The sequence below is a fragment of the Streptomyces sp. Tu 3180 genome, from assembly GCF_009852415.1.
Lineage (GTDB): Bacteria > Actinomycetota > Actinomycetes > Streptomycetales > Streptomycetaceae > Streptomyces.
The window spans coordinates 4,562,710-4,588,373 of sequence record NZ_WOXS01000002.1 but is presented as its reverse complement, the minus strand read 5'-3'; the positions used below and the strand labels follow the sequence as shown (position 1 = coordinate 4,588,373).

Here is a 25,664-nt window from a genome sequence, read left to right as displayed (position 1 = left end):
CCGGTGGAGTTCGACGTCACGATCGAGATCCCGAAGGGTTCGCGGAACAAGTACGAGGTGGACCACGAGACGGGTCGGATCCGCCTGGACCGTCGACTTTTCACCTCGACCGCCTACCCGACCGACTACGGCTTCGTCGAGAACACCCTCGGCGAGGACGGCGACCCGCTGGACGCGCTGGTCATCCTCGACGAGCCGACCTTCCCGGGCTGCCTGATCCGCTGCCGCGCGATCGGCATGTTCCGCATGACGGACGAGGCCGGCGGCGACGACAAGCTGCTGTGCGTCCCGGCGACGGACCCGCGCGTGGAGCACCTGCGGGACATCCACCACGTGTCCGAGTTCGACCGCCTGGAGATCCAGCACTTCTTCGAGGTCTACAAGGACCTGGAGCCGGGCAAGTCGGTCGAGGGCGCCAACTGGGTGGGCCGGGTGGACGCCGAGGCCGAGATCGAGCGGTCCTACAAGCGCTTCGAGGAGCAGGGCGGCCACTGAGCCTCCGGCCCCCGCGCCAGTCGCAGGACGGGTCGCACGCGTGCGCGTGCGGCCCGTCCTGCTGTGCGTGCGCATACTGGGCGGGGGCAGGCTCACGGGCGGTGCCGTACGTCGTACAGGGAGCGCAGGGCAAGTGACGGACGCGGAGGACCGCAAGCCGCAGTCGGACGAGGCGAGGAGCGCCTTCGCGCCTCCCCGGGGCCGGGCGGCGCCGGCCGAGGCCGAGTCGTCGACGACCTCCGAGTTCGCCCTCCCCAAGGGGCGGGCCGTCCCGAGGAGCGGTACGGACTCCGAGACGACCTCCGAGTTCGCCCTTCCCAAGGGGCTGGCCGTCCCGAGGACCGGTACGGACTCCGAGACGACCTCCGAGTTCGCCGTCCCGGACGGACTGGACGTGGCTCCGCCGCAGCCGGCCGAGGCGGAGGGGTCGGCGTTCAGCCCGCCGAGCACCTACAGCTCCAGGCAGCCGCCGCCGGCGTTCACCCCGCCGAGCGGGATACCGCTCGTCAGCCTGACCAAGGACGTTCCCTGGCAGGACCGGATGCGCACGATGCTGCGCATGCCGGTGACCGAGCGGCCGGCGCCGGAGCCGGTGCAGCGGCACGACGAGGCCGGTCCCGCGGTGCCGCGCGTCCTCGACCTGACCCTGCGGATCGGGGAGCTGCTGCTGGCGGGCGGTGAGGGCGCCGAGGACGTGGAGGCGGCGATGTTCGCCGTGTGCCGCTCCTACGGCCTGGACCGCTGCGAGCCCAACGTCACCTTCACCCTGCTGTCGATCTCCTACCAGCCGTCCCTGGTCGACGACCCGGTGACCGCGTCGCGCACGGTGCGCCGCCGCAGCCCCGACTACACCCGGCTGGCGGCCGTGTACCGGCTGGTGGACGACCTCAGCGACGACGAGACGCACGTCTCCCTGGAGGAGGCCTACCGGCGGCTGGCGGAGATACGCCGCAACCGGCACCCGTACCCCGGCTGGGTGCTGACCGGGGCGAGCGGGCTGCTCGCGGGGGCCGCCTCGGTGCTGGTCGGCGGTAACTTCCTGGTGTTCCTGGCCGCCGCGGTCGGCGCGATGCTCGGCGACCGGCTGGCCTGGCTGTGCGCGGGGCGCGGGCTGCCGGAGTTCTACCAGTTCACGGCGGCCGCGATGCCGCCGGCCGCGATCGGGGTGACGCTGACGCTGGCGCACGCGGACGTGAAGGCGTCCGCGGTGATCACCGGCGGGCTGTTCGCGCTGCTGCCCGGGCGGGCGCTGGTGGCGGGCGTGCAGGACGGTCTGACCGGCTTCTACATCACCGCGTCCGCGCGCCTGCTGGAGGTCCTGTACTTCTTCGTGGGCATCGTGACCGGGGTGCTGACGGTGCTGTACTTCGGCGTGCAGCTGGGCGCCAAGCTGAACCCGGACGCGGCGCTCGGCGTCTCCGAGCGGCCGGTGTGGCAGATCACCGCGTCGATGCTGCTGTCGCTGACCTTCGCGGTGCTGCTCCAGCAGGAACGGTCCACCGTGCTGATGGTGACCCTGAACGGCGGGGTCGCGTGGGTGGTGTACGGGGCGATGCACTACGCGGGCGGCATCTCGCCGGTGGCGTCCACGGCCGTGGCGGCGGGTGTGGTGGGCCTGTTCGGGCAGTTGCTGGCCCGGTACCGGTTCGCGTCCGCGCTGCCGTACACCACGGCGGCGATCGGACCGCTGCTGCCCGGTTCCGCCACGTACTTCGGTCTGCTGGGGATCGCCCAGAGCGAGGTCGACTCGGGGCTGGTGTCCCTCACGAAGGCCGTGGCGCTGGCCATGGCCATCGCGATCGGGGTGAACCTCGGTTCGGAGATCTCGCGCCTGTTCCTGCGGATCGGCTCCGCCGAGAAGCGCAGGGCGGCCAAGCGGACGCGGGGCTTCTAGCCGCCCCGCGTCCCCGGTCCGGTTCCGGTTCAGTAACCGCCGTTGTACGGCTGCTGCTGGTGGTAGCCCGGGCCCTGGCCCTGTTCCTGACCCTGGCCCGGGCCCTGCGGGTACTGGCCGTGGTACTGGCCGTTGCCGTACGGCTGCTGGGGGTGCTGGGGGTGCTGGGGGTGCTGGGGGTGCTGCTGCGGGTAGCCCTGGTGCTGGTTGCCGTAGGGCTGGTGGGCGGTCTGCCGGGGCGGCTGCCGGTCAGGGGTGATGCGGCGCAGCTGGGTCGTGGCGTCGTCCATGACGGGGGCCTGGGGGTGCCGTGCGTACTGCGGCTGCTGCGGGGCGGCCGGGGCCTCGGCGGCGGCGCGCTTCTTCTTGCCGCGCTCGCGCAGGTACTCGATGATGATCGGGACCACGGAGACGAAGACGATCAGGATGAGGATCGCCTCGACGTTGGTCTTGATGAACTCGATCTGGCCGAGCCAGTACCCGGCGAGGGTGACGCCGGTTCCCCAGGCGATGCCGCCGATGACGTTGTACGTGAGGAACGTGCGGTACTTCATGCGGCCGGCGCCGGCCACGATGGGGGCGAAGGTGCGCACGATCGGGACGAAGCGGGCCAGGACGATCGCCTTGGGGCCGTACTTCTCCATGAACTCGTGGGCCTTCTCCAGGTTCTCCTGTTTGAAGAGCTTGGAGTTCGGCCGGCTGAACAGCCGGGGTCCGAAGAACTTGCCGATCATGTATCCGACCTGGTCGCCGATGACGGCGGCCAGCACGATCAGCGTGCACACCAGCCACAGCGGCTGGCTGATGTAGTTGCCCTCGGCCACGAAGAGCCCCGCCGTGAACAGCAGGGAGTCACCGGGCAGGAACGCGAAGAGTCCGGACTCCGCGAAGACGATCAGCAGGATGCCGGGAAGGCTGAAGGTCTCGATCAGGTAGTCCGGGCTCAGCCACTCGGGGCCGAGCGCAAGGGTGGTCACGGGGATGTGGCTCCTGCTGCTTGGGGGATAAGGGCCGGGCTGGTTGCCCAAACTATCAACGCAACCGTCAGGACCCGGGTTCCACGGGGGTACCCAGGATGCACTGTGGCCCGCCCGGGGTGAAGCTGGGAGCCATGGGCATCGAGGAACACGGCGGCGGACAGGGGCCACGGCCCGACGTCCTGGTGGTCACGACGAACGACGTCCCGGGGTACCGGGTGCAGGAGGTCCTCGGTGAGGTCTTCGGTCTGACCGTGCGGTCCCGGCACCTCGGCAGCCAGATCGGGGCCGGCCTGAAGTCGATGGTCGGCGGCGAGCTCAAGGGGCTGACCAAGACGCTCGTGGAGACCCGCAACCAGGCCATGGAGCGGCTGGTCGAGCAGGCACGCGCGCGGGGTGCCGACGCCGTGCTGGCGTTCCGCTTCGACGTGACGGACGCGGCCGACGTGGGCACCGAGGTGTGCGCGTACGGCACGGCGGTGGTCCTGGCCCGGGAGTGACCGGGCCAGGGGCTCACGCGGTGTGCCGGGCGGCGTTGGCGAGGATCGCCTCGCGCTGGTAGGCGGCGAGACCGGGCCTCGCCTTGTCGATGGTGCGGGTGAACCGCTCGTCGGCCACGTACATCTCGCCGAGGCAGGTGTGCATCTCGTACCCGCAGTCGTAGTGGCTGCGCGAGATCCACCGGCGGTGCTCCTCGGCGGCGTCCATCGCCGCCTCGGAGTCGGCGGGTTCGCCCGCCTCCATCAGGGCGACGAAGCGCCGGGTGACCTCGTCGGCCTCGCGCTGGATCCGCTGCCAGTCCTCCTTGGTGCAGGACGCGGCGCGCTGCTGCGACTGCCGGTAGGCGTCGGTGTCGCCCCAGCGTTCGCGCACCTCGTCCTCGTACTGCTCGGGGTCGTGGTCCCCGAAGACCTCGAACTTCTCCTCGGGCGTGAGGTTGATGCCCATGTTGCGCGCCTCCATGGCGTGTTCGACGGCCGCCGCCATCTTCTGCAGCTTCTCGATCCGGGCGGTCAGCAGGTCGTGCTGGCGGCGCAGGTGCGCGCGGGGGTCCGCGTCCGGGTCGTCGAGCAGGGCGGCGATCTCCTCGAGCGGGAAGCCGAGCTCCCGGTAGAACAGGACCTGCTGCAGCCGGTCGAGGTCGGCGTCGCCGTAACGCCGGTGGCCCGCGTGGCTGCGCTCGCTCGGGACGAGCAGGCCGATGTCGTCGTAGTGGTGCAGGGTGCGCACCGTGACGCCGGCGAAGCCCGCCACCTGTCCCACGGAGTAGCTCACTTCCGCTCCCTTCTCGGTACGCCCTCCACCCTGGATCCTCACGCCGCGTGAGGTGCAAGCCGAACACTTCCCCGGATGTTGTGCCGGATTTGCGCCTTTGGTCCGCCTATCTTGTGCCCGTGGCCCAGGACAGCGCACAGCAGTCACCCTCCACCGCCCCGGCGACTCCGGCACGCGCCCTGCTGCCGACCCTCGTCCCGGCGCTGCTCGTGGGCGTGGCGGCGAGCCTGGTCCTGCTGGGGGTGAGCGCCGCGGCCGGGGAGCTCCAGGACGTGCTGTGGCAGGACCTGCCGGACGCGCTGGGGATCGGCCGGTACTCCGTGCCCTGGATGTTCGCGGTGCTCGTCACCACCGGGATCGCGGTGGGGCTGGTGGTGTGGAGGGTCCCGGGGCACGCGGGCCCCGATCCGGCGACCACCGGTCTCGACGCGCCCGTGCTGCCGCCCGCGGTGCTGCCGGGGCTGCTGCTGGCCGCCGCCCTGATGCTGGCCGGCGGGCCGAGCCTCGGACCGGAGAACCCGATCATCGCCGTGAACGTCTCCCTCGCGGTCCGGCTGGGCACGAGGGCCTTCCCCCGGGCGCCGGAACGCGGCTGGGTGGCGCTGGCGGAGGCGGCGACGATCGGCGCGCTGTTCGGCACGCCGGTGGCCGCCGCGCTGGTCATCTCCGAGGCGCTGGCGGGGCAGCGGGTCAAGGGACGGCTGTGGGACAGCCTGTTCGCGCCGCTGGCCGCCGCGGGGGCCGGTGCGCTCACCGCCTCGCTGCTGGCGGATCCGCACTTCGACCTGCACCTGCCGTCGTTCGGACGGCCCGGCTGGGGCGACCTGCTGGCGGCGCTCGTGATCGCCCCGGCGGGCGCGCTGCTCGGGATGTGCGCCGTGTACGCCTTCCCGTACGTCCACGGGGCGTTCCGGCGGCTGCGGCACCCGATGCTGATGCTTCCGGCCGGCGGTGCGGTGCTGGGCGCCCTGGCGGCCCTGGGCGGGCACCTGACGCTGTTCAAGGGGCTCGACGAGGTCGCGGAGCTGGCACACGATCCCGACGGCTGGTCGGCGGGCGGGTTCGCGACGATGACGGTGGTGAAGCTGGCCGCGCTGCTCGTCGCCGCGTCCTGCGGCTTCCGGGGCGGGCGGATCTTCCCGGCGGTGTTCGTCGGCACGGCGCTCGGGCTGTGCGCGCACGCCCTGGTGCCCGGGGTGCACCCGGCGGTGGGCGTGTCGGCGGGGGTGCTGGGGATCCTGCTGGCCATCACCCGGCAGGGCTGGATGAGCCTGTTCGTCGCCGCCGTCCTGGTCGCCTCACCGGGAATCCTCACGCTCCTGTGCCTCGCCTCCCTGCCGGCCTGGCTGCTGGTCACGGGCCGCCCGCAGATGCAGCTGCGGGCGGACGGGACGGCGGTCCGGTGACCGCCGTCCCGTCCTCGCCGGCGCGTCCGTCCCCGCCTTCCTCGCCCCTCCCCCTCCCCTGTCCCTCCCGCCCGCTCCCGAGACCCGGAGGCATCCATGCCGCTTCACGAAGGCCCGCAGCACGACGGGCGGCCCCTGTCCGTCAACCCCTTCCTCGGGCCGGCCAACCCGGTCGGGGACATGACCGAGGCGCCGCCCCTGCACCGGCTGCCCGAGACGCCCATGGCGCCCTCGACGGCCTATCAACTGGTGCACGACGAGCTGATGCTGGACGGCAACGCGCGGCTGAACCTGGCCACCTTCGTCACCACCTGGATGGAGCCGGAGGCCGGCGTCCTGATGGCGGAGTGCCGGGACAAGAACATGATCGACAAGGACGAGTACCCGCGCACCGCCGAGCTGGAGCGGCGGTGCGTGGCGATGCTCGCGGACCTGTGGCACGCGCCCGATCCGTCGGCGGCCGTGGGCTGTTCGACGACCGGTTCGAGCGAGGCGTGCATGCTCGCCGGGATGGCGCTGAAGCGGCGCTGGGCGCGCAGGAACGCCGGCCGGTACCCGTCCAAGGACGCCCGTCCGAATCTCGTCATGGGCGTCAACGTCCAGGTCTGCTGGGAGAAGTTCTGCACCTACTGGGAGGTGGAGGCCCGCCGGGTCCCCATGGAGGGCGAGCGGTTCCACCTCGACCCGCAGGCCGCCGCCGGGCTGTGCGACGGGGACACCATCGGGGTCGTCGGCGTCCTGGGGTCCACCTTCGACGGGTCGTACGAGCCGATCGCCGAACTGTGCGCGGCGCTGGACGAACTCCAGGAGCGCACCGGCCTCGACGTCCCGGTGCACGTCGACGGGGCGTCCGGCGCGATGGTCGCGCCCTTCCTCGACGAGGACCTGGTGTGGGACTTCCGCCTCCCGCGCGTGGCGTCGGTCAACACCTCCGGGCACAAGTACGGACTGGTCTACCCGGGCGTCGGCTGGGCGCTGTGGCGGGACGCGGACGCGCTGCCGGAGGAACTGGTCTTCCGGGTGAACTACCTGGGCGGCGACATGCCGACCTTCGCGCTGAACTTCTCCCGGCCGGGCGCGCAGGTGGCGGCGCAGTACTACACGTTCCTGCGGCTGGGCCGCGCGGGCTACCGGGCCGTGCAGCAGGCCGCGCGGGACGTGGCCCGGGGCCTCGCCGCACGGATCGGGGCGCTCGGCGACTTCCGGCTGCTGACCCGGGGCGACCAGCTGCCGGTGTTCGCCTTCACGACCGCCGACGACGTGACCGCGTACGACGTGTTCGACGTCTCCCGGCGGATGCGGGAGCACGGCTGGCTGGTGCCCGCGTACACCTTCCCGGCGAACCGTCAGGACCTGTCGGTGCTGCGGGTGGTGTGCCGCAACGGCTTCTCCGAGGACCTCGCCGGCCTGTTCGCCGACGACCTGGCCCGGCTGCTGCCGGAGCTGCGCGGGCAGCCGCGCCCCCTCACCCGCGACAGGGACGCGGCCACCGGCTTCCACCACTAGGGCCCGTCGTTCGGACCATGCCGCGGACGCGGGGCCCGGCACGTCACCGCCGGTGCCCTGCGACCTGGTCCGGACGGCGGACCCCGGGGTCCGCCGGGGCGGGCCCTACCGGCTGAGCCGCGCGAACCTCCGTACCGCCAGCGGGAAGAACACCGCGAGCAGCACCAGGGGCCACACGACGGCGGCCCACACGTGCCCCGGTTCCCCGCCGGGGCTGTCGAAGAGGTCGCGGACGGCCGTGGCGGTCTGGGACAGGGGGTTCCACTGGACGAGCGTGCCCAGCCAGCCGGGCATGGACTCGGGTGCGGCGAAGGCGTTGGACAGGAAGCCGACCGGCCAGACCAGGATCTGCACGGCCGACACCATCTCGGGCTTCCCGGCCACCAGCGCCAGGTGGATGCCGATCCACAGCATGGCGAAGCGGAACAGCAGGAGCAGCCCCACGGCGCCCAGCAGACCGGCCGGGCCGCCGTGGGGGCGCCAGCCGAGCGCGGCGGCGACGGCGAGCAGCACCGCCAGGCCGAGCACCGACTGGAGCATGTCGGCGGCGGCACGGCCCACCAGGACCGCGCCGTCGGCCATCGGCATCGAGCGGAAGCGGTCGACGACGCCCTTGCCCAGGTCCTGGGTGACGGCGACCATCGTGCCCTCCAGGCCGAAGGCCATGGTGAGCGCGAGCATGCCGGGGACCAGGAAGTCGAGGTACGCGCCGCTCACCCCCCGGCCGCCGCCGACCAGGTAGCCGAACATCAGCAGCAGCATCACCGGGAAGACCAGGTTCACCACCACCGTGACCGGCTGCCGCCCCCAGCGGGCGAGTTCGCGGCGGGTCATGGTCCAGGAGTCGGTCAGGGCGTACGGCACGGTGGTCATGCGGCCTCCTTCACTCGGTCGTCGTGCCCGGTCAGGCGCAGGAAGACCTCGTCGAGCGTGGGCCTGCGCAGGGCGATGTCCTCGGCCTCGACGCCGGCCTCCTCCAGCGCGCGGACGACCCCGGTCAGGGCCGCCATGCGGTCGGTGACGGGGGCGCTGAGCATCCGGCGGTCGGTGTCCACCGTGATCTGGTCCTTCGGCACGGGCAGCAGGGCGACGGCCGTGCCCAGCTGCCCGGCGTCGCGCAGGACGACGTCGATGCGGTCGCCGCCGGTCGCCGCCTTGAGCGCGTCCGCCGTGCCGTCGGCGACGACCCGGCCGGCGTCCACGACCGAGATGCGGTCGGCGAGCTGGTCGGCCTCCTCCAGGTACTGGGTGGTGAGCAGGACCGTCGTGCCGCCGCCGACCAGGGAGCGGACCGATTCCCACACCTCCGCGCGGCCGCGCGGGTCGAGGCCGGTGGTCGGTTCGTCCAGGAAGAGCACCTCCGGTTCGGTGATCAGTGAGGCGGCGAGGTCCAGGCGGCGCCGCATGCCGCCGCTGTACTGCTTCACCGGCTTGCGTCCGGTGCCGGTGAGCTCGAAGCGCTCCAGCAGTTCGCCGGCACGCGCGCGTGCCCGCCGCGCGCCCAGGTGGTGCAGGCGCCCGAACAGCTCCAGGTTCTGCCGGCCGCCGAGCTCCTCGTCGAGCGCCGCGTGCTGGCCGAGCAGGCCGATGCGCAGGCGCACGGCGTACGCCTCGCGCACCACGTCGTGCCCCGCCACCTCGATCCGGCCCGCGTCGGGCCGCAGCAGGGTGGCCAGGACCCGGACCAGGGTGGTCTTGCCCGCGCCGTTCGGTCCGAGCACCCCGTGCACCGTGCCGCGCGCGACCGTGAGGTCGAGCCCGTCCAGTGCGGGTGCGCCGCTCCTTCCGCCGTACGTCTTGCGTGCTTCCTCGACGGTGATCGCCGCGTCGGCCACTGGGACTCCCTCGCTAGTCAAAGTTGACTACCCGGCTGAGGGTATGCCCGCGCTCCTCATTGGTCAAACTTGATCAGTGGGCGTCCCCGGGATGCCGCTCCCCTGTCGCGTACGGGTTCTCCTCGCCCTCGGCCAGGACACCGACGAACGGCTCGCCCTCGCCGGCGAAGGTGTAGGCGCCGCCCCGGATGCGCTCGATGAGACCGCGGGTCCACTCGGCGCCGAAGTCGGCCGAGCGGACCCAGAAGTCCATGATCTCCCCGATGTGGCCCAGCTGACCGGGGCCGTCCTCGGGCGTGTAGTACGTGGTGACGGAGTCGCGCCACTCCCCGATGGCGCGCATCCGCTGCCCCAGGAGGGCGAGGGCCTCCTCCCGCTCGAGGTCGACCATGAGGCCGAGCCCGGCCGAGAGCACGTCCGGCTTCTGGTCGTAGGAGGTCAGGGACTCCCGCAGCAGCCGGAAGTACTCCTCGGTGCCCTGCTCGGTGATCTCGTACTCCGTGCGCGGCGGGCCCCCGGCCGTGGACGGCGCGATCTCGTGCGCGTGCAGCAGTCCCTGCTTGGCCATCTGCTTCAGGGCGTGGTAGATCGAGCCGGGCTTGGCGTTGGACCACTCGTGCGCGCCCCAGTACTCCAGGTCGTTGCGCACCTGGTAGCCGTGGGCCCGCCCGTGCTGGCGCACCGCGCCGAGCACGAGGAGACGGATCACTGACATGCGGTCCAGGGTAGGCCGCGGGCGGTCACCCCCAGGAGCCGCCCTGCTCCTTCGCGACCAGCTCGAAGGCGGTCGCGCCGTCCAGGGACTCGCGGATGATGTCGGCGTGGCCCGCGTGCCGGGCGGTCTCGCGGATCAGGTGCAGGCACAGCCAGCGCATCGACACGCGCCCCTCCGGGGGGAACCAGGGCTGGTCCGGCAGCGCGAAGGTGTCGTCGAGGCTGGGCACCGAGCGGATGAACGCCTCCGTCCCGGCGGCGACCTTCTCCCAGTACGCCAGCTGCGACTCGAGCGTCTCACCGCCGGTCAGCCGGAAGGTCTCGTCCCAGGTGGACGCGTCCCGCTGGACGGCCGGCTCCTCGCCCTTCGCCCGGGCCACCCAGCCCTGCTCGACCTCGGCGACGTGCTTGACCAGACCGACCAGGCTGAGTTCGCTCGCGCTGGGCCTCGCCGACGCCTGCTCGTCCGTCAGCCCGAGCACCGCGCGCCGGATGCCGCCGCGCTGCTCGGCGAGGAAGGAGAGGAGCGCGCCGCGCCCGTCGCCGTGCTCTTCCGCGGGAACGTGAGTGACCATGACCGTCGCCTTTCGCCGGGTCGCCCCCTCGGGGGCTCTCTTCCTGACACCGACGACGCTACGGACCATCGAGGTCAGGTCCTGTCCTCGATGGTCCGCCGGACACGGAATCCGGTGCGGAGGACTAGAACGGGAAGCCGCTCCGGCCGTGCTGGACCGAGATCCACTTCACCGTGGTGAAGGCGTCCAGCATCGTGTCGCCGTTCAGCCGGCCGATGCCCGAGTGCTTCTCGCCGCCGAAGGGGACGATCGGCTCGTCGTGCACGGTGCCGTCGTTCACGTGGAACATGCCGGTGTCGATCTGCTTGGCGAAGTTCACGCCGCGCTCGACGTCACCGGTGTGCACGGCGCCGCTCAGCCCGTACGGGGTGTCGTTGACGATGCGCACGGCCTCCTCCTCGCCGTCGAACGGGACGAGGAAGACGACCGGACCGAAGACCTCCTGCCGGAGCAGGGGGGAGTCGGCGGGCAGGCCGGTCAGCACGGACGGCTCGACCAGGTTGTCGGTGCGGGCGCCGCGCACCAGGGCGGTCGCGCCCTCGGCGAGGGCCTGCTCGACGACACCGGTCAGGGCGTCCGCCTGCTGGGAGTTGATCACCGGGCCGATGACGGTGGCGGGGTCGCGCGGGTCGCCGGCCCTGAGGGACTTCACCTTGGCGACGAACTTCTCGGTGAACTCCTCGGCCACCGAGCGGTCGACCAGCACCCGGTTGGCGGCCATGCAGACCTGGCCCTGGTGGACGTAGCGGCTGAACACGGCCGCGTCGACCGCGTAGTCGAGGTCGGCGTCGTCGAGGACCACCAGGGCGCTGTTGCCGCCGAGTTCGAGGATCGACCGCTTGAAGAGGGAGGCGCACACGGTGGCGACGTGGCGGCCGACCTGGTCGGAGCCGGTGAAGGAGATGACCTTCGGGACCGGGTGCTCCAGGAAGGCGTCGCCGATCTCCGCGATGTCGGTGATGACGACGTTCAGCAGGCCGCCGGGCAGGCCCGCGTCCTCGAAGATCTTCGCGACCAGCGAGCCGCCGACGACCGGCGTGTTCTGGTGCGGCTTGAGCACCACGCCGTTGCCCAGCGCGAGGGCCGGGGCGACCGACTTCAGCGACAGGAGGAAGGGGAAGTTGAAGGGACTGATCACGCCGACGACCCCGACGGGGACGCGGTAGACGCGGTTCTCCTTGCCGTCCACCGGCGAGGGGATGATCCGGCCCTCGGGGCGCAGCGCCAGGTGGACCGCCTCGCGCAGGAACTCCTTGGCGAGGTGCAGTTCGAAGGCGGCCTTCAGGCGCGTGCCGCCGAGCTCGGCGACGATCGCCTCGGATATCTCCTCCTCGCGCTCCTCCACCAGCCTGAGCGCCTTCTCGAACACCGCGCGGCGGGCGTACGGGTTGGTCGCCGCCCACTCCTTCTGGGCGCGGGCGGCCGCCCGGTACGCCTGATCGACCTCGTCGACCGTGGCTATGGTGATCGACGCGAGCTTCTCGTCGTCGTACGGGTTGAAGTCGATGATGTCCCAGGAGCCGCTGCCCGGGCGCCACTCACCGTCGATGTACTGCTGAGCGAGGTCGGTGAAGTACGACGACATGCGATCCCTCAATCCCTGGCTGCATCAGCGGAGCACTGATCGACTTCGTTGCCTGATCGCACGTCATCGTACTTGTGTTTCAAGAGAGTTGGAGGAGACCCCGGAGAAGGTCCCGGCTCTCCGACGGACCCGGGCTGTCGTGCTGGAGCTCCTTGAGCGCGCTCTCGTACTGGGCGACGTCCTCGGGCTTGTCGAGGTACAGCGCGCTGGTGAGCTGCTCCAGGTACACGACGTCCGACAGGTCGGACTCGGGGAAGCTGAGGAGGGTGAACGCGCCGGACTCCCCGGAGTGGCCGCCGAAGCTGAACGGCATGACCTGCAGACGGACGTTGGGCCGCTCGGAGACCTCGATCAGGTGCTGGAGCTGGCCGCGCATCACCTCGCGGTCGCCGTACGGCCGGCGCAGGGCGGCCTCGTCGAGGACGACGTGGAACTCGGGGGCGTTCTCCGAGACCAGGTACTTCTGCCGCTCCAGGCGCAGCGCCACCCGCCGTTCGACGTCGGCCTCGCTCGCGCCCTTCATGCCGCGCCGCACCACCGCGCGGGCGTACTCCTCGGTCTGCAGCAGACCGTGCACGAACTGCACCTCGTACGCCCGGATCAGGGAGGCCGCGCCCTCCAGGCCCACGTAGGTGGGGAACCAGCTGGGCAGCACGTCCGAGTAACTGTGCCACCAGCCCGCGATGTTGGCCTCCTTGGCGAGGGAGAGCAGCGAGGCGCGCTCCTGCTCGTCCGTGATGCCGTACAGCGTCAGCAGGTCCTCGACATCCCTGGTCTTGAAGCTCACCCGGCCCAGCTCCATCCGGCTGATCTTCGATTCCGAGGCGCGGATCGAATAGCCCGCCGCCTCACGCGTGATCCCCCGCGCCTCACGCAGTCGCCTGAGTTGTGATCCGAGCAGCATGCGCCGCACCACCGATCCCGGCTCTCCCGCGCTCACGTTCGCCAGCCTCCCCAACGTCTTCAGGGCCCGCAGTCTGCCACTAAAACACTTCGAGCAGTACTCGCCCGGTTACGGAAACGGAATCCGGCCGCGGATCCGCTCGGGGAGGGACGCGGAAGGGCGGGGAAGGGCGGGGAAGGGCGGGGAAGGGCGGGGAAGGGACAAGTGAGGAGCAAGAAGGAGGCAAGAGGACAGCCGGAAGAGGACGCGAAGATGACGGAAAAATTGGCCAACAACCGGCACGGGAAGGTCGATTTCGGTCAGCTGCACGTGCATCTGCCCTTGCATCTGCTGTACGCATCCGAAACCATGGTCTCCGCACCACCGCCGCATCGCTACGACCGCGAATTCCGGGAGTGCCTCGCATGGGGACGAATGGATCGACCATGCTCGAGCCGTTACGGCAGGGCCTTCCGCCGCTGAACCTCGCGGCCGCCTCCGACGCCGCCTCCTGCGCCCTTCCCGCCCGGCACGAAGCGGTCCGTGAGGCCCGGCGGTTCACCCGCACGACGCTCGACGACTGGGATCTGGGCGACCGTTTCGACGACGTGTGCCTGGTGGTGTCCGAACTGGTCACCAACGCCCTGCGGCACGGCCTGCCCTTCACCCACCACCGCCCTTCCGGCGAGGCCCTGCGGACCGCCCCCTGCGATCCGCCGGGGGGACAGGAGCCGCCGGTGCGGCTGCACCTGATGCGGTGGACCGAGCGGCTGGTGTGCGCGGTGCGCGACCTCAGCGACGACAGCCCCGTCACCCGCGACCCGGACGACTTCTCCGCCGAGTCGGGCCGCGGGCTGTTCCTGGTGGACTCCTTCAGCGACGGCTGGGGCTGGCACCCCATGGCGGGCGCGCTCAGGGGCAAGGTGGTCTGGGCACTGTTCCGGCTCCACCGCCCCGCCGGGCACCCCTGCGCTCGTACCGGCGCATGACCCGCACCGGCGCATGAAGGGGCGCGGCGCTTCCCGGCGCCGCGGCCCCGCGCGCGTCCCCGGGCGCGCCACCGCCCGCGTCACCGCCTCCCGGACACCGTGCGGAACGCCCCGGGGCGGACGTCCGCCCCGGGGCGCGTCAGCCGGCGACGAGGTGGTCGAACTCCCCGTCCTTCACGCCCAGCAGCATCGCCTCGATCTCCGCGCGGGTGTAGACCAGCGCGGGACCGTCGGGGAAGCGGGAGTTGCGCACGGCCACCTCCCCGCCGGGCAGCCGGGCGAACTCCACGCAGGACCCCTGCGAGTTGCTGTGCCGGCTCTTCTGCCAGGCCACGCCGTCCAGCCTGGTGGCCGCCATGCCGTTGTACACGCCGAACGCGTCGGCACCGTCGTACCCGTCACCGTCGTACACGTCGTGGTCCACAGGTCGCTCCCCGCTGGTGCACTGGCTGGTGTGGCCATTGATGCAGTAGTCAACTGACCCGGATCATAGCTTTGTTCATGTGCAGATGCGCGAGCAGATGCACGTGCACGCGGGGTGGTCCTGCGGTTACAGCCGCACCGGCCGCTCGGCGACCGCTTCGACGGACGCTCCACCGCCCCCGCTCACCTTAGAGACGCACGCGGGGGCCGTCGTGTTCCGATGTGTTTCCCTTTGTTCCCTCCTCGGGCCGGCGGACGTGCGCCCTCTCCCCCGTCCTCGCCTCAGCGTGCCGAGGAGGGCAGCAGCGCCATCTCGCGCGCGTTCTTGATCGCCCTGGCCAGCTGCCGCTGCTGCCGGGCGCTCACCCGGGTGACGCGGCGGCCGCGGATCTTGCCCCGGTCGGAGACGAACCTCCGCAGCAGATCGGTGTCCTTGTAGTCGATGTACGTGATCCCGGCCTGGTCCAGGGGATTGGGGCGGGACCGGGCGGGCTTGCGGTCGGGCTTGCGGGGCACGGCGGTCAGACCTCCAGGAGGGTGTCGAAGGAGTGCGGCAGCCGCTGCCAGGCGTCGCGCCCGGCGGCGTACTCGGCGTCGGTCAGCAGGCAGGACTCCAGGAGCCGCAGGAGTCCGTCGCGGTCGAGTCCGGGGGACGTGAAGACCAGGTGCTGGCAGCGGTCGCCGTGCTCGGGGTGCCAGTCCAGCGCGGCGGCGGCCCGGCGCACCGGCGGGACCAGCTCCCACGCCGCGTCGGGCAGCGAGCCCAGCCACGGGCCCGCGCTCTCCACGCACAGGGCGCCGCCCGCCGCGTCCCAGTGGAACAGCGTGTCCGGCTTGTCGGCGAGCCAGAACCGGCCCCGGCTGCGGGCCGCCGCGCAGGCCAGGTCCTCCAGGGCGGCGTAGAGCCGTTCCGGGTGGAAGGGGCGGTCACGGTGCCAGACGAGGGTGGAGACACCGTGCGCGTCGGCCTCGGCGGGCAGCAGCGCGCACGCGGGGTGCTGGGCCGCGGCGGCCGCCTCCACGTCGAAGCCGGCGAGCGCGGCGGCCACGAGGAGCGAGGAGCCGCCGGCCGGGCCGCCGACCGGGACCCGGTGGGCCGTCGGGTGCAGCTGCGCGAGCAGCTCGCGGTCCTCGTCGTCGGCCTCCGGGGAGTCGGCGACGGCCAGGACGGGCGCGTACTCCAGCTGGCGGGCGAAGGTGTCGGCGACCGTGCGCCGATCGGTGGGCGCGGCGGCGAGCCCGCCCTCGGCGAGGTCGTCGCCGTTGCCCAGGTACGGCAGCAGCAGGGCCGGATCGACGGCGGTGATCACCCCGGTGACGGTGAGGCCGCCCGCGCTGATCACCTCCGCCATGGCCTTCGGCTCGACGGAGTCCCACAGCTCGACGATCGCGAGCGGGGTGTCCCCGGCGTCCGCGAGACGTTCGAGCTCGGGGAGGAGGTCCTCGCGCAGGGCGCAGCAGGCGCAGTCGTCGACGAGCGGGGTCTCGCCGGTGGACCGGACGCCGCGGGCGTCCCGGACGGTCCGTACGACCGTGCCGGTGACGGCCGTCTCCAGGTCGTGGTGGAGTGCGACGCTGCCGGGCACGTCGGCGAGCAGCCGCGCGACGGCGGCCCTGCGGGCGTCGGCGTGCAGTCCGCCGACGATCACCACCGACAGCGTCACGACGCCCCCTGCTTGCCGTACCGGCGCTCGAAGCGCTCCACGCGGCCCGCGGTGTCCAGGACGCGCGCGGTGCCGGTGTAGAAGGGGTGGCTGACGTTCGAGATCTCGACGTCGACGACCGGGTAGGTGCGGCCGTCCTCCCACTCGACGGTCTTCTCGCTCGTCATCGTGGAGCGGGTGAGGAAGGCGTGGCCGGCGGCGCGGTCGCGGAAGACGACGGGGCCGTAGGGCGGGTGGATTCCCTTGCGCATGGCGGCTGTTCAGCGCTCCTCTCGGAAGTCGACGTGACGGCCGGCGACGGGGTCGTACTTGCGCAGCGTCAGGCGGTCGGGGTCGTTGCGGCGGTTCTTGCGGGTGACGTAGGTGAAGCCGGTCCCGGCGGTGGACCGCAGCGTGACGACCGGACGGAGTTCGTTGCGTGCCATGCTGCTACATTACTGAAAATGATTCCCATTTGCATAATGCTGTGGGAACGGCTTCGAGAGAGGTGCACCACTGGTGTCCGCGCACTGCATGCTGACCGGCGCACAGCCCGGCTTCGGCAACCGGATCTCCCACTCCCACCGGCGCACGTCCCGCCGCTTCGACCCGAACATCCAGACCAAGCGCTACTGGCTGCCGGGCGAGGGCCGGTACGTGCGGCTGCGGCTGAGCGCCAGGGCGATCAGGACCGTCGACGCGATCGGCGTCGAGGCGGCCGTGGCCCGCATCCGCGCCCGCGGGGAGAAGGTCTGATGGCGAAGAAGAGCAAGATCGCTAAGAACGAGCAGCGGCGGGAGACCGTCGCGCGGTACGCCGCCCGGCGGGCCGAGCTGAAGGAGATCGTCCGGCGGCCGTCGTCCACGGAGGAGGAACGGGCGGCCGCGCGGCGCGAGCTGCGCGGGCAGCCGCGCGACGCGAGCGCCACGCGCGTGCGCAACCGGGACCGGACGGACGGGCGCCCGCGCGGGTACCTCCGGGCGTTCGGGCTGTCCCGGGTGAGTCTGCGGGCGCAGGCGCACGCGGGGTACCTGCCGGGCGTGCGCAAGGCGTCCTGGTAGTCCCGGCGGGCCCCGCCGCCGCCCGTGCGCGCGGGGACCGGCGGGCGGTGCGAGGTGTGTCACTGGGGCCGGCGGGGTCTGGTGGAGTGCGGGGCGGGTCCTGTTAGCTGACTGCCGTTCGTCCCGGCCGTCGGGGCCGGCTACAGCTTGGGGGCTTGCAGTGACTTCGGTGGCTTCGGTGACCTTCTCGCGTCCCTCGTGCCCGCGAGGCGGGGCGGCACGCCGACGGGTGCGCGCGGCGGCCGCGGCCGCGGGGCTGGCGGGCGCGCTCGTCCTCACCGGGTGCGGTGACGGCGGCGACTCCGGCGAGGACTCCGCGGCCCCCACCCCGTCCGCCACCCCCTCCGTCACGGCGACCGCCGGCACCGGCGGCGGCACGGGCGGTTCCGGCGCGGGCGCGTCCCCGGCCGGCGAACTCGAGGGCAGCTGGCTCACCACGGCCGGGGGCAAGGCCGTGGCGCTGATGGTCACCGGCGAGCAGGCCGCCCTCTTCGCCACCGGCGGCACCGTGTGCAGCGGCACCGCGCGGGAGGAGTCCGGGACGCACACGATCCGCCTGAAGTGCGCCGACGGCAGCGAGGACCGGACCAACGGCACGGTCGTCCCCGCCGGCGCGTCCTCCCTGAAGGTGACCTGGCAGGGCGCCCCGGGCACCGAGACGTACACGAAGGCCGAGGGCGGCAAGCTGCCGACGGGTCTGCCGACGGCGGGGCTCGGGTCGTAGGGCGGACCGGTCGGCGGGGCCGGCGGCGGATCCGCCGCCGCGTGCGTGATGATCTGGGGGCACCTCCACGACTCCAGAGGATCCCTGATGCGCACCCCACCGATCGCCGTCCCCGCCCTCGCCGCACTCCTCCTGCTGACCGCCTGCGACGACACGGGCGACGACGGGAAGCAGAAGAGCACCAGCACAGCGTGTTCGCTCGGCCAGGTGAGCGTGGAGGCCGGCCCCGCGAGCGTCGCCCCGGCCGCCGGCGACACCGGTGAGGTGCCCGTCGCCCTCACCAACCGGGGCGCCACCTGCACCCTGGACGGCTTCCCCGAGGTGCGCCTGGCCGGCGCCGGCGGTTCCGCCGTCCTCGACCTGCCGCCGGCCGAGGGCGCCACGGCGCAGAAGCTGACCCTGGCCAAGGGCGACTCCGCGTCCTTCAGCATCGTCTACGTGCGCGGTCCGCGCGGCGACGGCGCCCTCGACGCCGAGGACCTGCGCGTCGTCCTCCCCGGCGATCCCGGCACCCGGACCTTCCGCTGGTCGTACGGCCCGGTCGCGTCCGACGGCGAGGGCGGGCACCAGGCCTCCGTGAGCGCCTACCAGCAGGCGGGCGACTGACGCCTCACCCGTTCCGGGGCAGCCGGGGGCGGGTCCCGACCCGCGCGTCGTCCGCCGCCCGCGCGCCCTCCTCCCAGCCCGCCGCGTCGCTCACCCCGCGCAGCCGGGTGGTGGTCGTCTCCGGGAACAGGCGGTCCGTCCGGTCGGTGACCGCGACCTCGCGGGAGGCGAGCACCGGGAGCAGGTCGTCGCTCACCTGACTCTCGGCGGCGGCCGCGAGGCGCGTCCCCACGCGGTGGGCGTAGGCCGCGAGGAAGGACTGCCGGAAGGTCTTGGTCCGTTTGCGTCCGCCGGCCCGCTGCGCCGCCTCCGCCCCGGTCATCGCCGTGGTCGCCTGCACCAGCAGCGAGGTGTAGAGGAGTTCGACCGCCTCCAGGTCGGAGGCGAAGCCGACGACGGTGGAGAAGCCGAGGGGTTCGTTCCACACGGCCCGGCAGTGGTTCGCGGTGGCGACCGCGTCCAGCAGCACCGCCTTGGCCTGCTCGTACGGCGGCTCCACCCCGATCCGGCAGGCGTCCGGCGCATCGGGCGCGGGCGCCTGCGCCGCGAGCAGCGCCTCGTCGACGCTGTGCCGCGCCATCAGCTGCTGCGCCTTGGCGCTGAGCGCCTCCGCCTCCTGGGGGAACCCGGTCGCCTCCGCCTTCGCCAGCAGCGCGCGGATGCGGCCGAGCACGCGGGACTCCGGCCGCCGGTCCCGCGGACCCGTCGCCGCCTCGTCGAGGGACTCCAGGGCGGGCAGGCGCAGCAGCAGCCGGTACAGCTCCAGGACGGCGGTGGCGTACGAGAAGCGGTCGGCGCGCGGCACGTCCCCGGCCTCCAGCCCGTCGAGCTGGGCCTTCCAGCGGGGGCCGCGGGGCCGGTCGTGCGGCGCCTGGGCGCGGATCAGCGCCGAGACGAGCCGCACGTGCACGTCGTCCAGCTCCCGCCGCACGATCCGCACGACGTCGGCCGGCTGCCAGCCGCGCCGCCAGGCCGCCGCCACGAACTCCCGCCCTCTCAGGTCGAGTTCGGCGTCGGACGCGGGATCGGCGGCGAGCAGCGACGCGCCGGTGTCGAGGGTCTCGTCGGTGGCGTCGTGGAGAGCGGTCCGCAGGGCGCGGTCGACGGTGCTGGGCGTACTCACGAGCCGATCGTGCCACGCCCGGGGCATCCACCCGAAGATGTCAACTCGCGGTTGACACCCCTTGACTGTCAACTTACGGTTGACACATGACCACGAACCCCGGAATCACATCGTCCGTGCGTCTCGACGACCTCATCGAGGCCATCAAGAAGGTCCACGAGGAGCCCCTCGAACAGCTCCAGGACGCGGTGCTCGCGGGTGAGCACCTCGGTGAGGTGGCCGACCACCTGATCGGCCACTTCGTGGACCAGGCCCGGCGTTCGGGCGCCTCCTGGACGGACATCGGCAAGAGCATGGGCGTCACCCGGCAGGCGGCGCAGAAGCGCTTCGTGCCGAAGGAGGGAGCCGGCCTCGACCCGAACCAGGGCTTCAACCGCTACACGCCCCGCGCCCGCAACGCGGTGATGGCCGCGCACAACGAGGCCAAGGCCGCGCGCAACGCCGAGGGCGTCCCCGAGCACCTGGTCCTCGGACTGCTGGCCGAGCCGGAGGGCTTCGCCGTGCAGGCGATCGCCGAGCAGGGCGTCACCCCGGAGGCGGTCCGCGAGGCCGCGTCCGCGGCGCTCCCGCCGGCCGTCGAGGACGCCCCCGAGCTGGTGCCGTACGGCCCGGCGGCCAAGAAGGTCCTGGAACTCACCTTCCGCGAGGCCCTCCGCCTCGGCCACGACTACGTCGGCACCGAGCACCTCCTGCTCGCCCTGCTGGAGCACGAGAACGGCGAGGGCGTCCTCAGCGGCCTCGGTGTCGACAAGGCCGCCACCGAGCGGTACGTCACCGAGATGCTGGCGCGGTTCCTGCAGGCACGGAAGGAGGGCGGGCAGGGCGAACAGGAGCAGCGGACCCCGCGGGAGGGCTGATCCGGAGCCGTTGTCAGACCCCCCTGCCACACTCGCGTACATGGCCGACCGGTGGGTGCTCGCCCCGGCCGAGGACGGTGGCGTGGACGTCGCCCCCCTCGGCCCGGACGGGCTGCCCGCCGGCCCGGTGCGGCGGGAGGCGGATCCCGCCGAGGCCGTGCGGAGCCGTCCCGGCGTCACGCGGTGGGTGTGGCGGTCCACCGCCGAGGTCTACCCGCGCCTGCTCGCCACGGGGGTGCGAGTGGAGCGGTGCTACGACGTCGAGGCCGCCGAGACGCTCCTGCTCGGTCACGAGGGACGGCACGGGGAACCCCGTTCGGCCGCGGCCGCCCTGGCCCGGCTGCGCGGCGGCCCCGTGCCGCCCGATCCGCCGCAGCGCCCGGCCGAACCGGGCGCGCAGTCACCCCTCTTCGAACCCCGGGGCACCCCGCTGCCGCTGACGGACCTCCTCGCGGTCTACGCCGAGCAGCAGCGGCGCACCGACCGGACCGCGCACCCGGACCGGATGCGGCTGCTGACGGCGGCCGAGTCGGCGGGGACGCTGGTGGCCGCCGAGATGAACCACGCGGGGCTGCCCTGGCGGGCGGACGTGCACCGCGCGGTGCTGCACGACCTGCTCGGCGAGCGGTACGCGGGCGGCGGCGAGCCGCGCCGGCTGGCCGAGCTCGCCGACGAGGTGTCCGCCGCCTTCGGCCGCCGGGTGCGGCCCGATCTGCCGGCCGACGTCGTCAGGGCCTTCGCGCAGGCCGGCGTCAAGATCTCCTCGACCCGCCGGTGGGAGATCGCGTCCGTCGACCACCCGGCCGTGAAGCCGCTGCTCGAGTACAAGAAGCTGTACCGGATCTGGGTCGCCCACGGCTGGTCCTGGCTCCAGGACTGGGTGCGCGACGGCCGGTTCCGGCCCGAGTTCCACGCGGGCGGGACCGTGACCGGCCGCTGGGTGACCAACGGCGGGGGCGCCCTGCAGATCCCCAAGGTGATCCGCCGCGCGGCCGTCGCCGACCCGGGCTGGCGGCTCGTCGTCGCCGACGCCGACCAGATGGAGCCGCGGGTGCTGGCGGCCATCTCCCGCGACCCCGGGCTGATGGAGGTGGCCGGCCGGGAGACCGACCTGTACCAGTCGGTGTCCGACCGCGCCTTCTCCGGCGACCGCGACCGGGCCAAGATCGCCGTCCTCGGCGCGGTCTACGGCCAGACCTCGGGCGACGGCCTGAAGAACCTCGCCGCGCTCAGACGCCGCTTCCCCCGGGCGGTGGCCTACGTCGACGAGGCCGCCCGCGCGGGCGAGGAGGGCCGGCTCGTACGGACCTGGCTGGGCCGCACCTGCCCGCCGGCCGCCCGCACGACGGAGGACGCGGTGGAGGAGGCGGGCATCCCGGTCGCCGACGCCGCCGGGGAGGAGACCGACGGCGGCCGGCCGTGGGCGCCGGGCCACGCCTCGAGCGACGCCCGCGCCCGCGGCCGCTTCGCCCGCAACTTCGTCGTCCAGGGCAGCGCCGCCGACTGGGCCCTGCTGCTGCTCGCCGCGCTGCGGCGGACCCTGGCGGACATGGCGGCCGAACTGGTCTTCTTCCAGCACGACGAGGTGATCGTGCACTGTCCCGAGGAGGAGACCGAGACGGTGGTGGCGGCGATCCAGGAGGCCGCGGACCTGGCGGGCCGGCTGACGTTCGGGCGGACACCGGTCCGTTTCCCGTTCACGACCGCGGTGGTGGAGTGCTACGCCGACGCCAAGTGATCGGCGGGGGGCGGGCGTGTCACGCCGGGTGCCGCCGCTGGTGTCGTCGCGGATGTCGTCCTTGACGCGGCCCTTGACGTCGCCCGCCGGCGGCTCCCCCGGCCCTCATGCGCCCCCGCCCGCGCAGGAGCAGACCGTGCCGGCGTCCCGGTCCGGGCCGCCGGCGGCGCCGGCGAGTTCGCGGGCGAAGTCGCGGACCAGGTCGTGGGGTACGTAGCGGCCGTACGCCGTCTCCTCCAGCAGGGCCACGTCGACGAGCCGGTCCAGCGCGGCCTCGGCGCGGCGCTCGTCGGTACCGGTGAGGCGGGCCAGCAGGGGCGCGCCGTACCCGGGCAGGTCGAGCGCCCCGATGCGGCGCAGGACGAGGGCCGCGTCCCGGTCGGCCTCGCGTTCGGAGGCGGCCAGCGCGTCGTACGCGACGGCCAGCGAGCGGCGGACGCTGAGGTCGTCGTACTCCAGGTGGGGAAGCCGGCTCTCCGTGGCCGACAGCTGACCGGCGAGCGCGTCCGGGGTGAGGACCTGCCGCGCGGCGAGCCGGGCCGCGACGATCCGCAGGGCCAGGGGGAGCCGGCCGGTGAGCCTGACGAGGGGGTGGCCGGCGCCGAGGTCGCCGCGGCCGGAGACCGCGCGCAGCAGGGCGGCGCTGTCCTCGTCGGTCAGCGGGGGGAGCGGGAACCGGGCGGCCCCGTCGAGCGCGGTGAGCGGTGAGCGGCTGGTGACGACCACCGCGCAGCCGGGGCCGGCCGGCAGCAGCGGCCGCACCTGTGCGGCGTTCGCGGCGTCGTCCAGTACCAGGAGGGTGCGGGTCGGTGCGAGCAGGGAGCGCAGCAACGCGGCCGCGGCGTCCGGGTTCCCGGGGACGGCGCCGGGGTCGGTGCCGAGGTCGCGGAGGAGCGCGCCGAGGGCCTGGGCGGAGGTGAGGGGGGCCATGCCGGGGGTCGCGCCGTGCAGGTTGACGTAGAGCTGACCATCGCTGAAACGTTCCGCCAGCGCATGGGCGACGTGCAGCGCGAGCGCGCTCTTGCCCACCCCGGCCGTACCGCTGATGACGGCGACGGCGGACCCGAACGGGCCCGACCGCGGAGCCAGCACCCGGTGCAGCTCACCCCGCACGTCGGCACGGCCGGTGAAGTGGGCGGGAGGAGGCGGCAGTTGGGCGGGCCGGAGTGGCGCGGGCACGGCACCGGCGCCGGGTCCCGCCGCTTCCGTCGGCGCGCCGGGCACCACGGACAGGACGGGCCGGACGTCGGACCCGGCCGGCGCGGCGGTCCCCCGCAACACCTCCACGTGCGCCTCCCGCACCCCCGCCCCCGGTTCGACGCCGAGTTCCTCCACCAGGCGGGCCCGCAGATCGCGGTGGACGGCGAGCGCCTCGGCCCGGCGGCCGGTGCGGTGGAGGGCGAGCATGAGCTGGCGGTGGTACGCCTCCCGCAGCGGGTGCTCGGCGGCCAGCGCCGTCAGCTCGGGCACGAGCCCGGCCAGGCGCCCCCCGCCGAGGGCGAGCTCGGCGTCGTACCGCCGCTCCAGGAGCAGCAGCCGCGCCTCGCCCAGCCGCCGCACGAAGGCGTACCCGCCCACCTCGGGCGGCAGCCCGGCCAGCGGAGTCCCCCGCCACAGCGCGAGCGCGGCCGTGCACTCGCGCACCACGCGCCGCCAGTCGCGCCCGGTGTGCGCGGCGCGGGCCGCGGCGGCACGGGCGTCGAACACATGGACGTCCAGCTCCCCCTGCCCGACGCGCAGCAGGTACCCGGTCGGCGCGGTGACCAGCCGCTCGGGGTCGTCGAGCAACCGCCGCAGCCGGGCCACGTGATTGTGCAGCGAGGGCTGCGCGGAGGGGGGCGGCGCCGCGCCCCACATCGCGTCCTTCAGCGCCTCCACGGAGACGACGCGCCCGGCGTCGAGCAGCAGCGCGGCGAGCAGGACGCGCAGCTTGGGGCTGCCTATCGGCCGGACGGACCGGACGGCCCGGGCCGCGTCCCCGGCGACGGAGCGGGGATCCCCCTCGGGGCCGCCCCCGCCCTCCGTGCCGCCCTCGTAGAGAACCGGTGTCCCCAGCAGGCCGAACCGCAGCTCGCGCCGTGTCACGCCGCACCACTGCCTTCCGCCCGTGCCCCGGACCCGCTCCGGACCCGGCGGGTCCCCGGTGTCCGCCCGACCGCCGATCACCACCGGTCGCGGATGGCTCAACGGGGAACCACGGGCCACATGTTAGCGATCCGTTGGCAACATCTGATGTGATCACTACATCGGGTCCGGTACGACGGCGCGCGCGTGGAAAGCGCAGCTCGGGGGAGTGTCGCCGCCGCACTCCGGTCCGCGCACGAGGGCCCCCGGTCGGCAGAGGTGAACGACCGGGACCCTCGTCCTTTTGCCTCACAGGTCGGACGAGCGGGCCCCCGGGCCAGGCGACCGGCGGCCGTCCCGGCCGAACCGGATGACCGGTGGCCGTCCCCGCCGGATCAGATGACCGGCGGCCGTCCCAGCCGGGTGAGGCGCCACACCGTCCGCCAGCGCATGGCCCGCCGCTCCCCGGCCGGCTCCCGCACCCCTTCCGCGAACCCGGCGAACCAGGCCCGCAGCCCCCTCGCCGACCGGTTCCGCAGCAGGGTGAGCAGCACCCACACCCCCAGGTGCACGGGGACGAGCGCGAACGGCAGCCGCCGGCGGGCCAGCCAGACCCGGTTGCGGGCGTTCACCCGGTAGTAGATGGCGTGCCGGGCGGGCGAGGTCCTCGGGTGCCGGAGCAGCAGCTCGGGCGCGTACAGGATCCGCCATCCGGCGTCGGCCGCGCGCCAGGCGAGGTCGGTCTCCTCGTGCGCGAAGAAGAACGCGGCGGGCCAGTCGCCGATCTCGTCGAGCATCGCCATCCGCAGCGCGTGCCCGCCGCCGAGGAACCCGGTGACGTACCCGCCCCGCAGGGGATCCGACCGCCCGATCCGGGGCACGTGCCGCTGCTGCGTCTCCCCCAGCTCGTCGGCGATCCGGAAGCCGACGATCCCGAGCCGCTCGTCGGCGGCGTACAGCTCCTGCACGCGGCGCAGCACATCGGCGTCGACGAGCAGACCGTCGTCGTCCAGTTCGACGACGACGTCCACGTCCCCGAACTCCCGCAGTCGCGCGATCGCCGCGTTCCGCCCGCCCGGGCAACCGAGGTTCTCGTCCAGTTCGACGGTGGCGACCTCGCCGGGCAGCGACAGCCGCCGGGCGAACTCGGGCAGCGGACAGCCGTTGCCCACGATCACGATCCGCGCGGGCGGCACGTCCTGCTTGGCCACGGACTCCAGCAGCGCGTCCACTTCGGCGGGCCGGTTCCCCATGGTCACCACGGCGACGGCGATCCTCGGCGGCTCCATGT

General features: G+C 73.4%; 29 protein-coding genes. 13 read left to right on the top strand and 16 right to left on the bottom strand.

Features of this window, described 5'->3' with window-relative positions; all coding sequences use genetic code 11:
* The first annotated feature begins 3 nt into the window (after positions 1 to 3).
* Together GL259_RS21580 and GL259_RS21575 are read left to right on the top strand one after the other, a co-directional pair.
* Positions 4 to 495 (top strand): inorganic diphosphatase, encoded by a 492-nt coding sequence (locus GL259_RS21580; RefSeq protein WP_159538844.1) that lies wholly within the window; start codon positions 4 to 6, stop codon positions 493 to 495.
* A 133-nt stretch (positions 496 to 628) separates the two neighbouring features.
* On the top strand, positions 629 to 2,389 hold the full coding sequence (locus GL259_RS21575; protein ID WP_159535008.1) for a threonine/serine exporter family protein: 1,761 nt from the start codon (positions 629 to 631) through the stop codon (positions 2,387 to 2,389).
* Positions 2,390 to 2,418: 29 nt separating this feature from the next.
* Here the strand turns inward: GL259_RS21575 and GL259_RS21570 are convergent, their stop codons facing one another.
* The gene (locus GL259_RS21570; RefSeq protein ID WP_159535007.1) at positions 2,419 to 3,366 is read right to left on the bottom strand and encodes a VTT domain-containing protein; all 948 of its coding nucleotides are present in this window, start codon (positions 3,364 to 3,366) and stop codon (positions 2,419 to 2,421) included.
* A gap of 134 nt (positions 3,367 to 3,500) precedes the next feature.
* Between GL259_RS21570 and GL259_RS21565 the strand changes: the two genes are divergently transcribed.
* The gene (locus GL259_RS21565) at positions 3,501 to 3,866 is read left to right on the top strand and encodes a YbjQ family protein (RefSeq protein WP_159535006.1); all 366 of its coding nucleotides are present in this window, start codon (positions 3,501 to 3,503) and stop codon (positions 3,864 to 3,866) included.
* Between the two features lie 13 nt (positions 3,867 to 3,879).
* Here the strand turns inward: GL259_RS21565 and GL259_RS21560 are convergent, their stop codons facing one another.
* A complete protein-coding gene (locus GL259_RS21560) occupies positions 3,880 to 4,641 on the bottom strand; it encodes a MerR family transcriptional regulator (RefSeq protein ID WP_159535005.1) in 762 nt (253 codons plus the stop codon).
* 119 nt (positions 4,642 to 4,760) lie between these two features.
* On the opposite strand from GL259_RS21560, the gene GL259_RS21555 reads away from it, so the two are divergent.
* Together GL259_RS21555 and GL259_RS21550 are read left to right on the top strand one after the other, a co-directional pair.
* Positions 4,761 to 6,047: an ion channel protein gene (locus GL259_RS21555; protein ID WP_159535004.1), complete on the top strand. Its 1,287-nt coding sequence runs from the start codon at positions 4,761 to 4,763 to the stop codon at positions 6,045 to 6,047.
* 96 nt (positions 6,048 to 6,143) lie between these two features.
* The gene (locus GL259_RS21550; RefSeq protein ID WP_159535003.1) at positions 6,144 to 7,553 is read left to right on the top strand and encodes a glutamate decarboxylase; all 1,410 of its coding nucleotides are present in this window, start codon (positions 6,144 to 6,146) and stop codon (positions 7,551 to 7,553) included.
* A 105-nt stretch (positions 7,554 to 7,658) separates the two neighbouring features.
* Here GL259_RS21550 and GL259_RS21545 read toward each other — a convergent pair whose 3' ends face one another.
* The 6 genes from GL259_RS21545 to GL259_RS21520 all read right to left on the bottom strand — a co-directional run bounded on the left by GL259_RS21545 (position 7,659) and on the right by GL259_RS21520 (position 13,166).
* Complete coding sequence (locus GL259_RS21545; RefSeq protein ID WP_159535002.1) at positions 7,659 to 8,426, bottom strand: ABC transporter permease; 768 nt, start codon at positions 8,424 to 8,426, stop codon at positions 7,659 to 7,661.
* The gene (locus GL259_RS21540) at positions 8,423 to 9,388 is read right to left on the bottom strand and encodes an ATP-binding cassette domain-containing protein (protein WP_166461539.1); all 966 of its coding nucleotides are present in this window, start codon (positions 9,386 to 9,388) and stop codon (positions 8,423 to 8,425) included. The genes GL259_RS21545 and GL259_RS21540 overlap by 4 nt, the downstream gene beginning before the upstream one ends.
* A gap of 73 nt (positions 9,389 to 9,461) precedes the next feature.
* A complete protein-coding gene (locus GL259_RS21535) occupies positions 9,462 to 10,103 on the bottom strand; it encodes a PadR family transcriptional regulator (protein WP_159535000.1) in 642 nt (213 codons plus the stop codon).
* A 25-nt stretch (positions 10,104 to 10,128) separates the two neighbouring features.
* Complete coding sequence (locus GL259_RS21530; protein WP_159534999.1) at positions 10,129 to 10,677, bottom strand: DinB family protein; 549 nt, start codon at positions 10,675 to 10,677, stop codon at positions 10,129 to 10,131.
* Between the two features lie 124 nt (positions 10,678 to 10,801).
* Positions 10,802 to 12,262, bottom strand: a complete 1,461-nt coding sequence (locus GL259_RS21525) for an aldehyde dehydrogenase family protein (protein WP_159534998.1) — start codon at positions 12,260 to 12,262, stop codon at positions 10,802 to 10,804.
* Between the two features lie 79 nt (positions 12,263 to 12,341).
* On the bottom strand, positions 12,342 to 13,166 hold the full coding sequence (locus tag GL259_RS21520) for a helix-turn-helix transcriptional regulator (protein WP_159538842.1): 825 nt from the start codon (positions 13,164 to 13,166) through the stop codon (positions 12,342 to 12,344).
* Positions 13,167 to 13,370: 204 nt separating this feature from the next.
* Between GL259_RS21520 and GL259_RS37740 the strand changes: the two genes are divergently transcribed.
* Positions 13,371 to 13,628: a hypothetical protein gene (locus GL259_RS37740; RefSeq protein ID WP_166461408.1), complete on the top strand. Its 258-nt coding sequence runs from the start codon at positions 13,371 to 13,373 to the stop codon at positions 13,626 to 13,628.
* Positions 13,592 to 14,134 (top strand): ATP-binding protein, encoded by a 543-nt coding sequence (locus GL259_RS21510; protein WP_243762353.1) that lies wholly within the window; start codon positions 13,592 to 13,594, stop codon positions 14,132 to 14,134. The genes GL259_RS37740 and GL259_RS21510 overlap by 37 nt, the downstream gene beginning before the upstream one ends.
* A gap of 139 nt (positions 14,135 to 14,273) precedes the next feature.
* Here GL259_RS21510 and GL259_RS21505 read toward each other — a convergent pair whose 3' ends face one another.
* From GL259_RS21505 to rpmG, 5 genes are all read right to left on the bottom strand, one after another.
* Positions 14,274 to 14,558, bottom strand: coding sequence for a DUF397 domain-containing protein (locus GL259_RS21505; protein WP_159534995.1), 285 nt, complete (start codon positions 14,556 to 14,558; stop codon positions 14,274 to 14,276).
* A gap of 281 nt (positions 14,559 to 14,839) precedes the next feature.
* Positions 14,840 to 15,073 carry a 30S ribosomal protein S18 gene (gene rpsR / locus GL259_RS21500; RefSeq protein WP_159534994.1) on the bottom strand — a complete coding sequence of 78 codons (234 nt, stop codon included), beginning with the start codon at positions 15,071 to 15,073 and terminating at the stop codon, positions 14,840 to 14,842.
* Positions 15,074 to 15,078: 5 nt separating this feature from the next.
* Entirely contained in the window at positions 15,079 to 16,221 is a 1,143-nt protein-coding gene (locus tag GL259_RS21495; protein WP_159534993.1) for a GTP-binding protein, read from the bottom strand.
* The gene (locus tag GL259_RS21490; protein WP_159534992.1) at positions 16,218 to 16,472 is read right to left on the bottom strand and encodes a type B 50S ribosomal protein L31; all 255 of its coding nucleotides are present in this window, start codon (positions 16,470 to 16,472) and stop codon (positions 16,218 to 16,220) included. Before GL259_RS21490 ends, GL259_RS21495 begins: the two co-directional genes overlap by 4 nt.
* A gap of 9 nt (positions 16,473 to 16,481) precedes the next feature.
* On the bottom strand, positions 16,482 to 16,646 hold the full coding sequence (gene rpmG, locus GL259_RS21485) for a 50S ribosomal protein L33 (RefSeq protein ID WP_159534991.1): 165 nt from the start codon (positions 16,644 to 16,646) through the stop codon (positions 16,482 to 16,484).
* 73 nt (positions 16,647 to 16,719) lie between these two features.
* Between rpmG and rpmB the strand changes: the two genes are divergently transcribed.
* The 4 genes from rpmB (at position 16,720) to GL259_RS21465 (ending at position 18,591) form a co-directional block, all read left to right on the top strand.
* Positions 16,720 to 16,956 (top strand): 50S ribosomal protein L28, encoded by a 237-nt coding sequence (gene rpmB, locus GL259_RS21480; protein WP_159534990.1) that lies wholly within the window; start codon positions 16,720 to 16,722, stop codon positions 16,954 to 16,956.
* Positions 16,956 to 17,261 (top strand): 30S ribosomal protein S14, encoded by a 306-nt coding sequence (gene rpsN / locus GL259_RS21475; protein WP_159534989.1) that lies wholly within the window; start codon positions 16,956 to 16,958, stop codon positions 17,259 to 17,261. Before rpmB ends, rpsN begins: the two co-directional genes overlap by 1 nt.
* A gap of 178 nt (positions 17,262 to 17,439) precedes the next feature.
* A complete protein-coding gene (locus tag GL259_RS21470) occupies positions 17,440 to 17,985 on the top strand; it encodes a hypothetical protein (RefSeq protein WP_243762352.1) in 546 nt (181 codons plus the stop codon).
* Positions 17,986 to 18,072: 87 nt separating this feature from the next.
* Positions 18,073 to 18,591: a DUF4232 domain-containing protein gene (locus GL259_RS21465; protein ID WP_159534988.1), complete on the top strand. Its 519-nt coding sequence runs from the start codon at positions 18,073 to 18,075 to the stop codon at positions 18,589 to 18,591.
* A 4-nt stretch (positions 18,592 to 18,595) separates the two neighbouring features.
* On the opposite strand, the gene GL259_RS21460 is transcribed toward GL259_RS21465, so the two are convergent.
* The gene (locus tag GL259_RS21460) at positions 18,596 to 19,714 is read right to left on the bottom strand and encodes a DUF2786 domain-containing protein (protein ID WP_243762351.1); all 1,119 of its coding nucleotides are present in this window, start codon (positions 19,712 to 19,714) and stop codon (positions 18,596 to 18,598) included.
* An 86-nt stretch (positions 19,715 to 19,800) separates the two neighbouring features.
* On the opposite strand from GL259_RS21460, the gene GL259_RS21455 reads away from it, so the two are divergent.
* Together GL259_RS21455 and GL259_RS21450 are read left to right on the top strand one after the other, a co-directional pair.
* Positions 19,801 to 20,571, top strand: a complete 771-nt coding sequence (locus tag GL259_RS21455; RefSeq protein ID WP_159534986.1) for a Clp protease N-terminal domain-containing protein — start codon at positions 19,801 to 19,803, stop codon at positions 20,569 to 20,571.
* Between the two features lie 40 nt (positions 20,572 to 20,611).
* Positions 20,612 to 22,309, top strand: a complete 1,698-nt coding sequence (locus GL259_RS21450) for a bifunctional 3'-5' exonuclease/DNA polymerase (RefSeq protein ID WP_159534985.1) — start codon at positions 20,612 to 20,614, stop codon at positions 22,307 to 22,309.
* Between the two features lie 105 nt (positions 22,310 to 22,414).
* Here GL259_RS21450 and GL259_RS21445 read toward each other — a convergent pair whose 3' ends face one another.
* On the bottom strand, positions 22,415 to 24,394 hold the full coding sequence (locus tag GL259_RS21445; protein ID WP_159534984.1) for an AfsR/SARP family transcriptional regulator: 1,980 nt from the start codon (positions 24,392 to 24,394) through the stop codon (positions 22,415 to 22,417).
* Between the two features lie 374 nt (positions 24,395 to 24,768).
* The gene (locus GL259_RS21440; protein WP_159534983.1) at positions 24,769 to 25,662 is read right to left on the bottom strand and encodes a glycosyltransferase; all 894 of its coding nucleotides are present in this window, start codon (positions 25,660 to 25,662) and stop codon (positions 24,769 to 24,771) included.
* Positions 25,663 to 25,664: the final 2 nt, after the last annotated feature.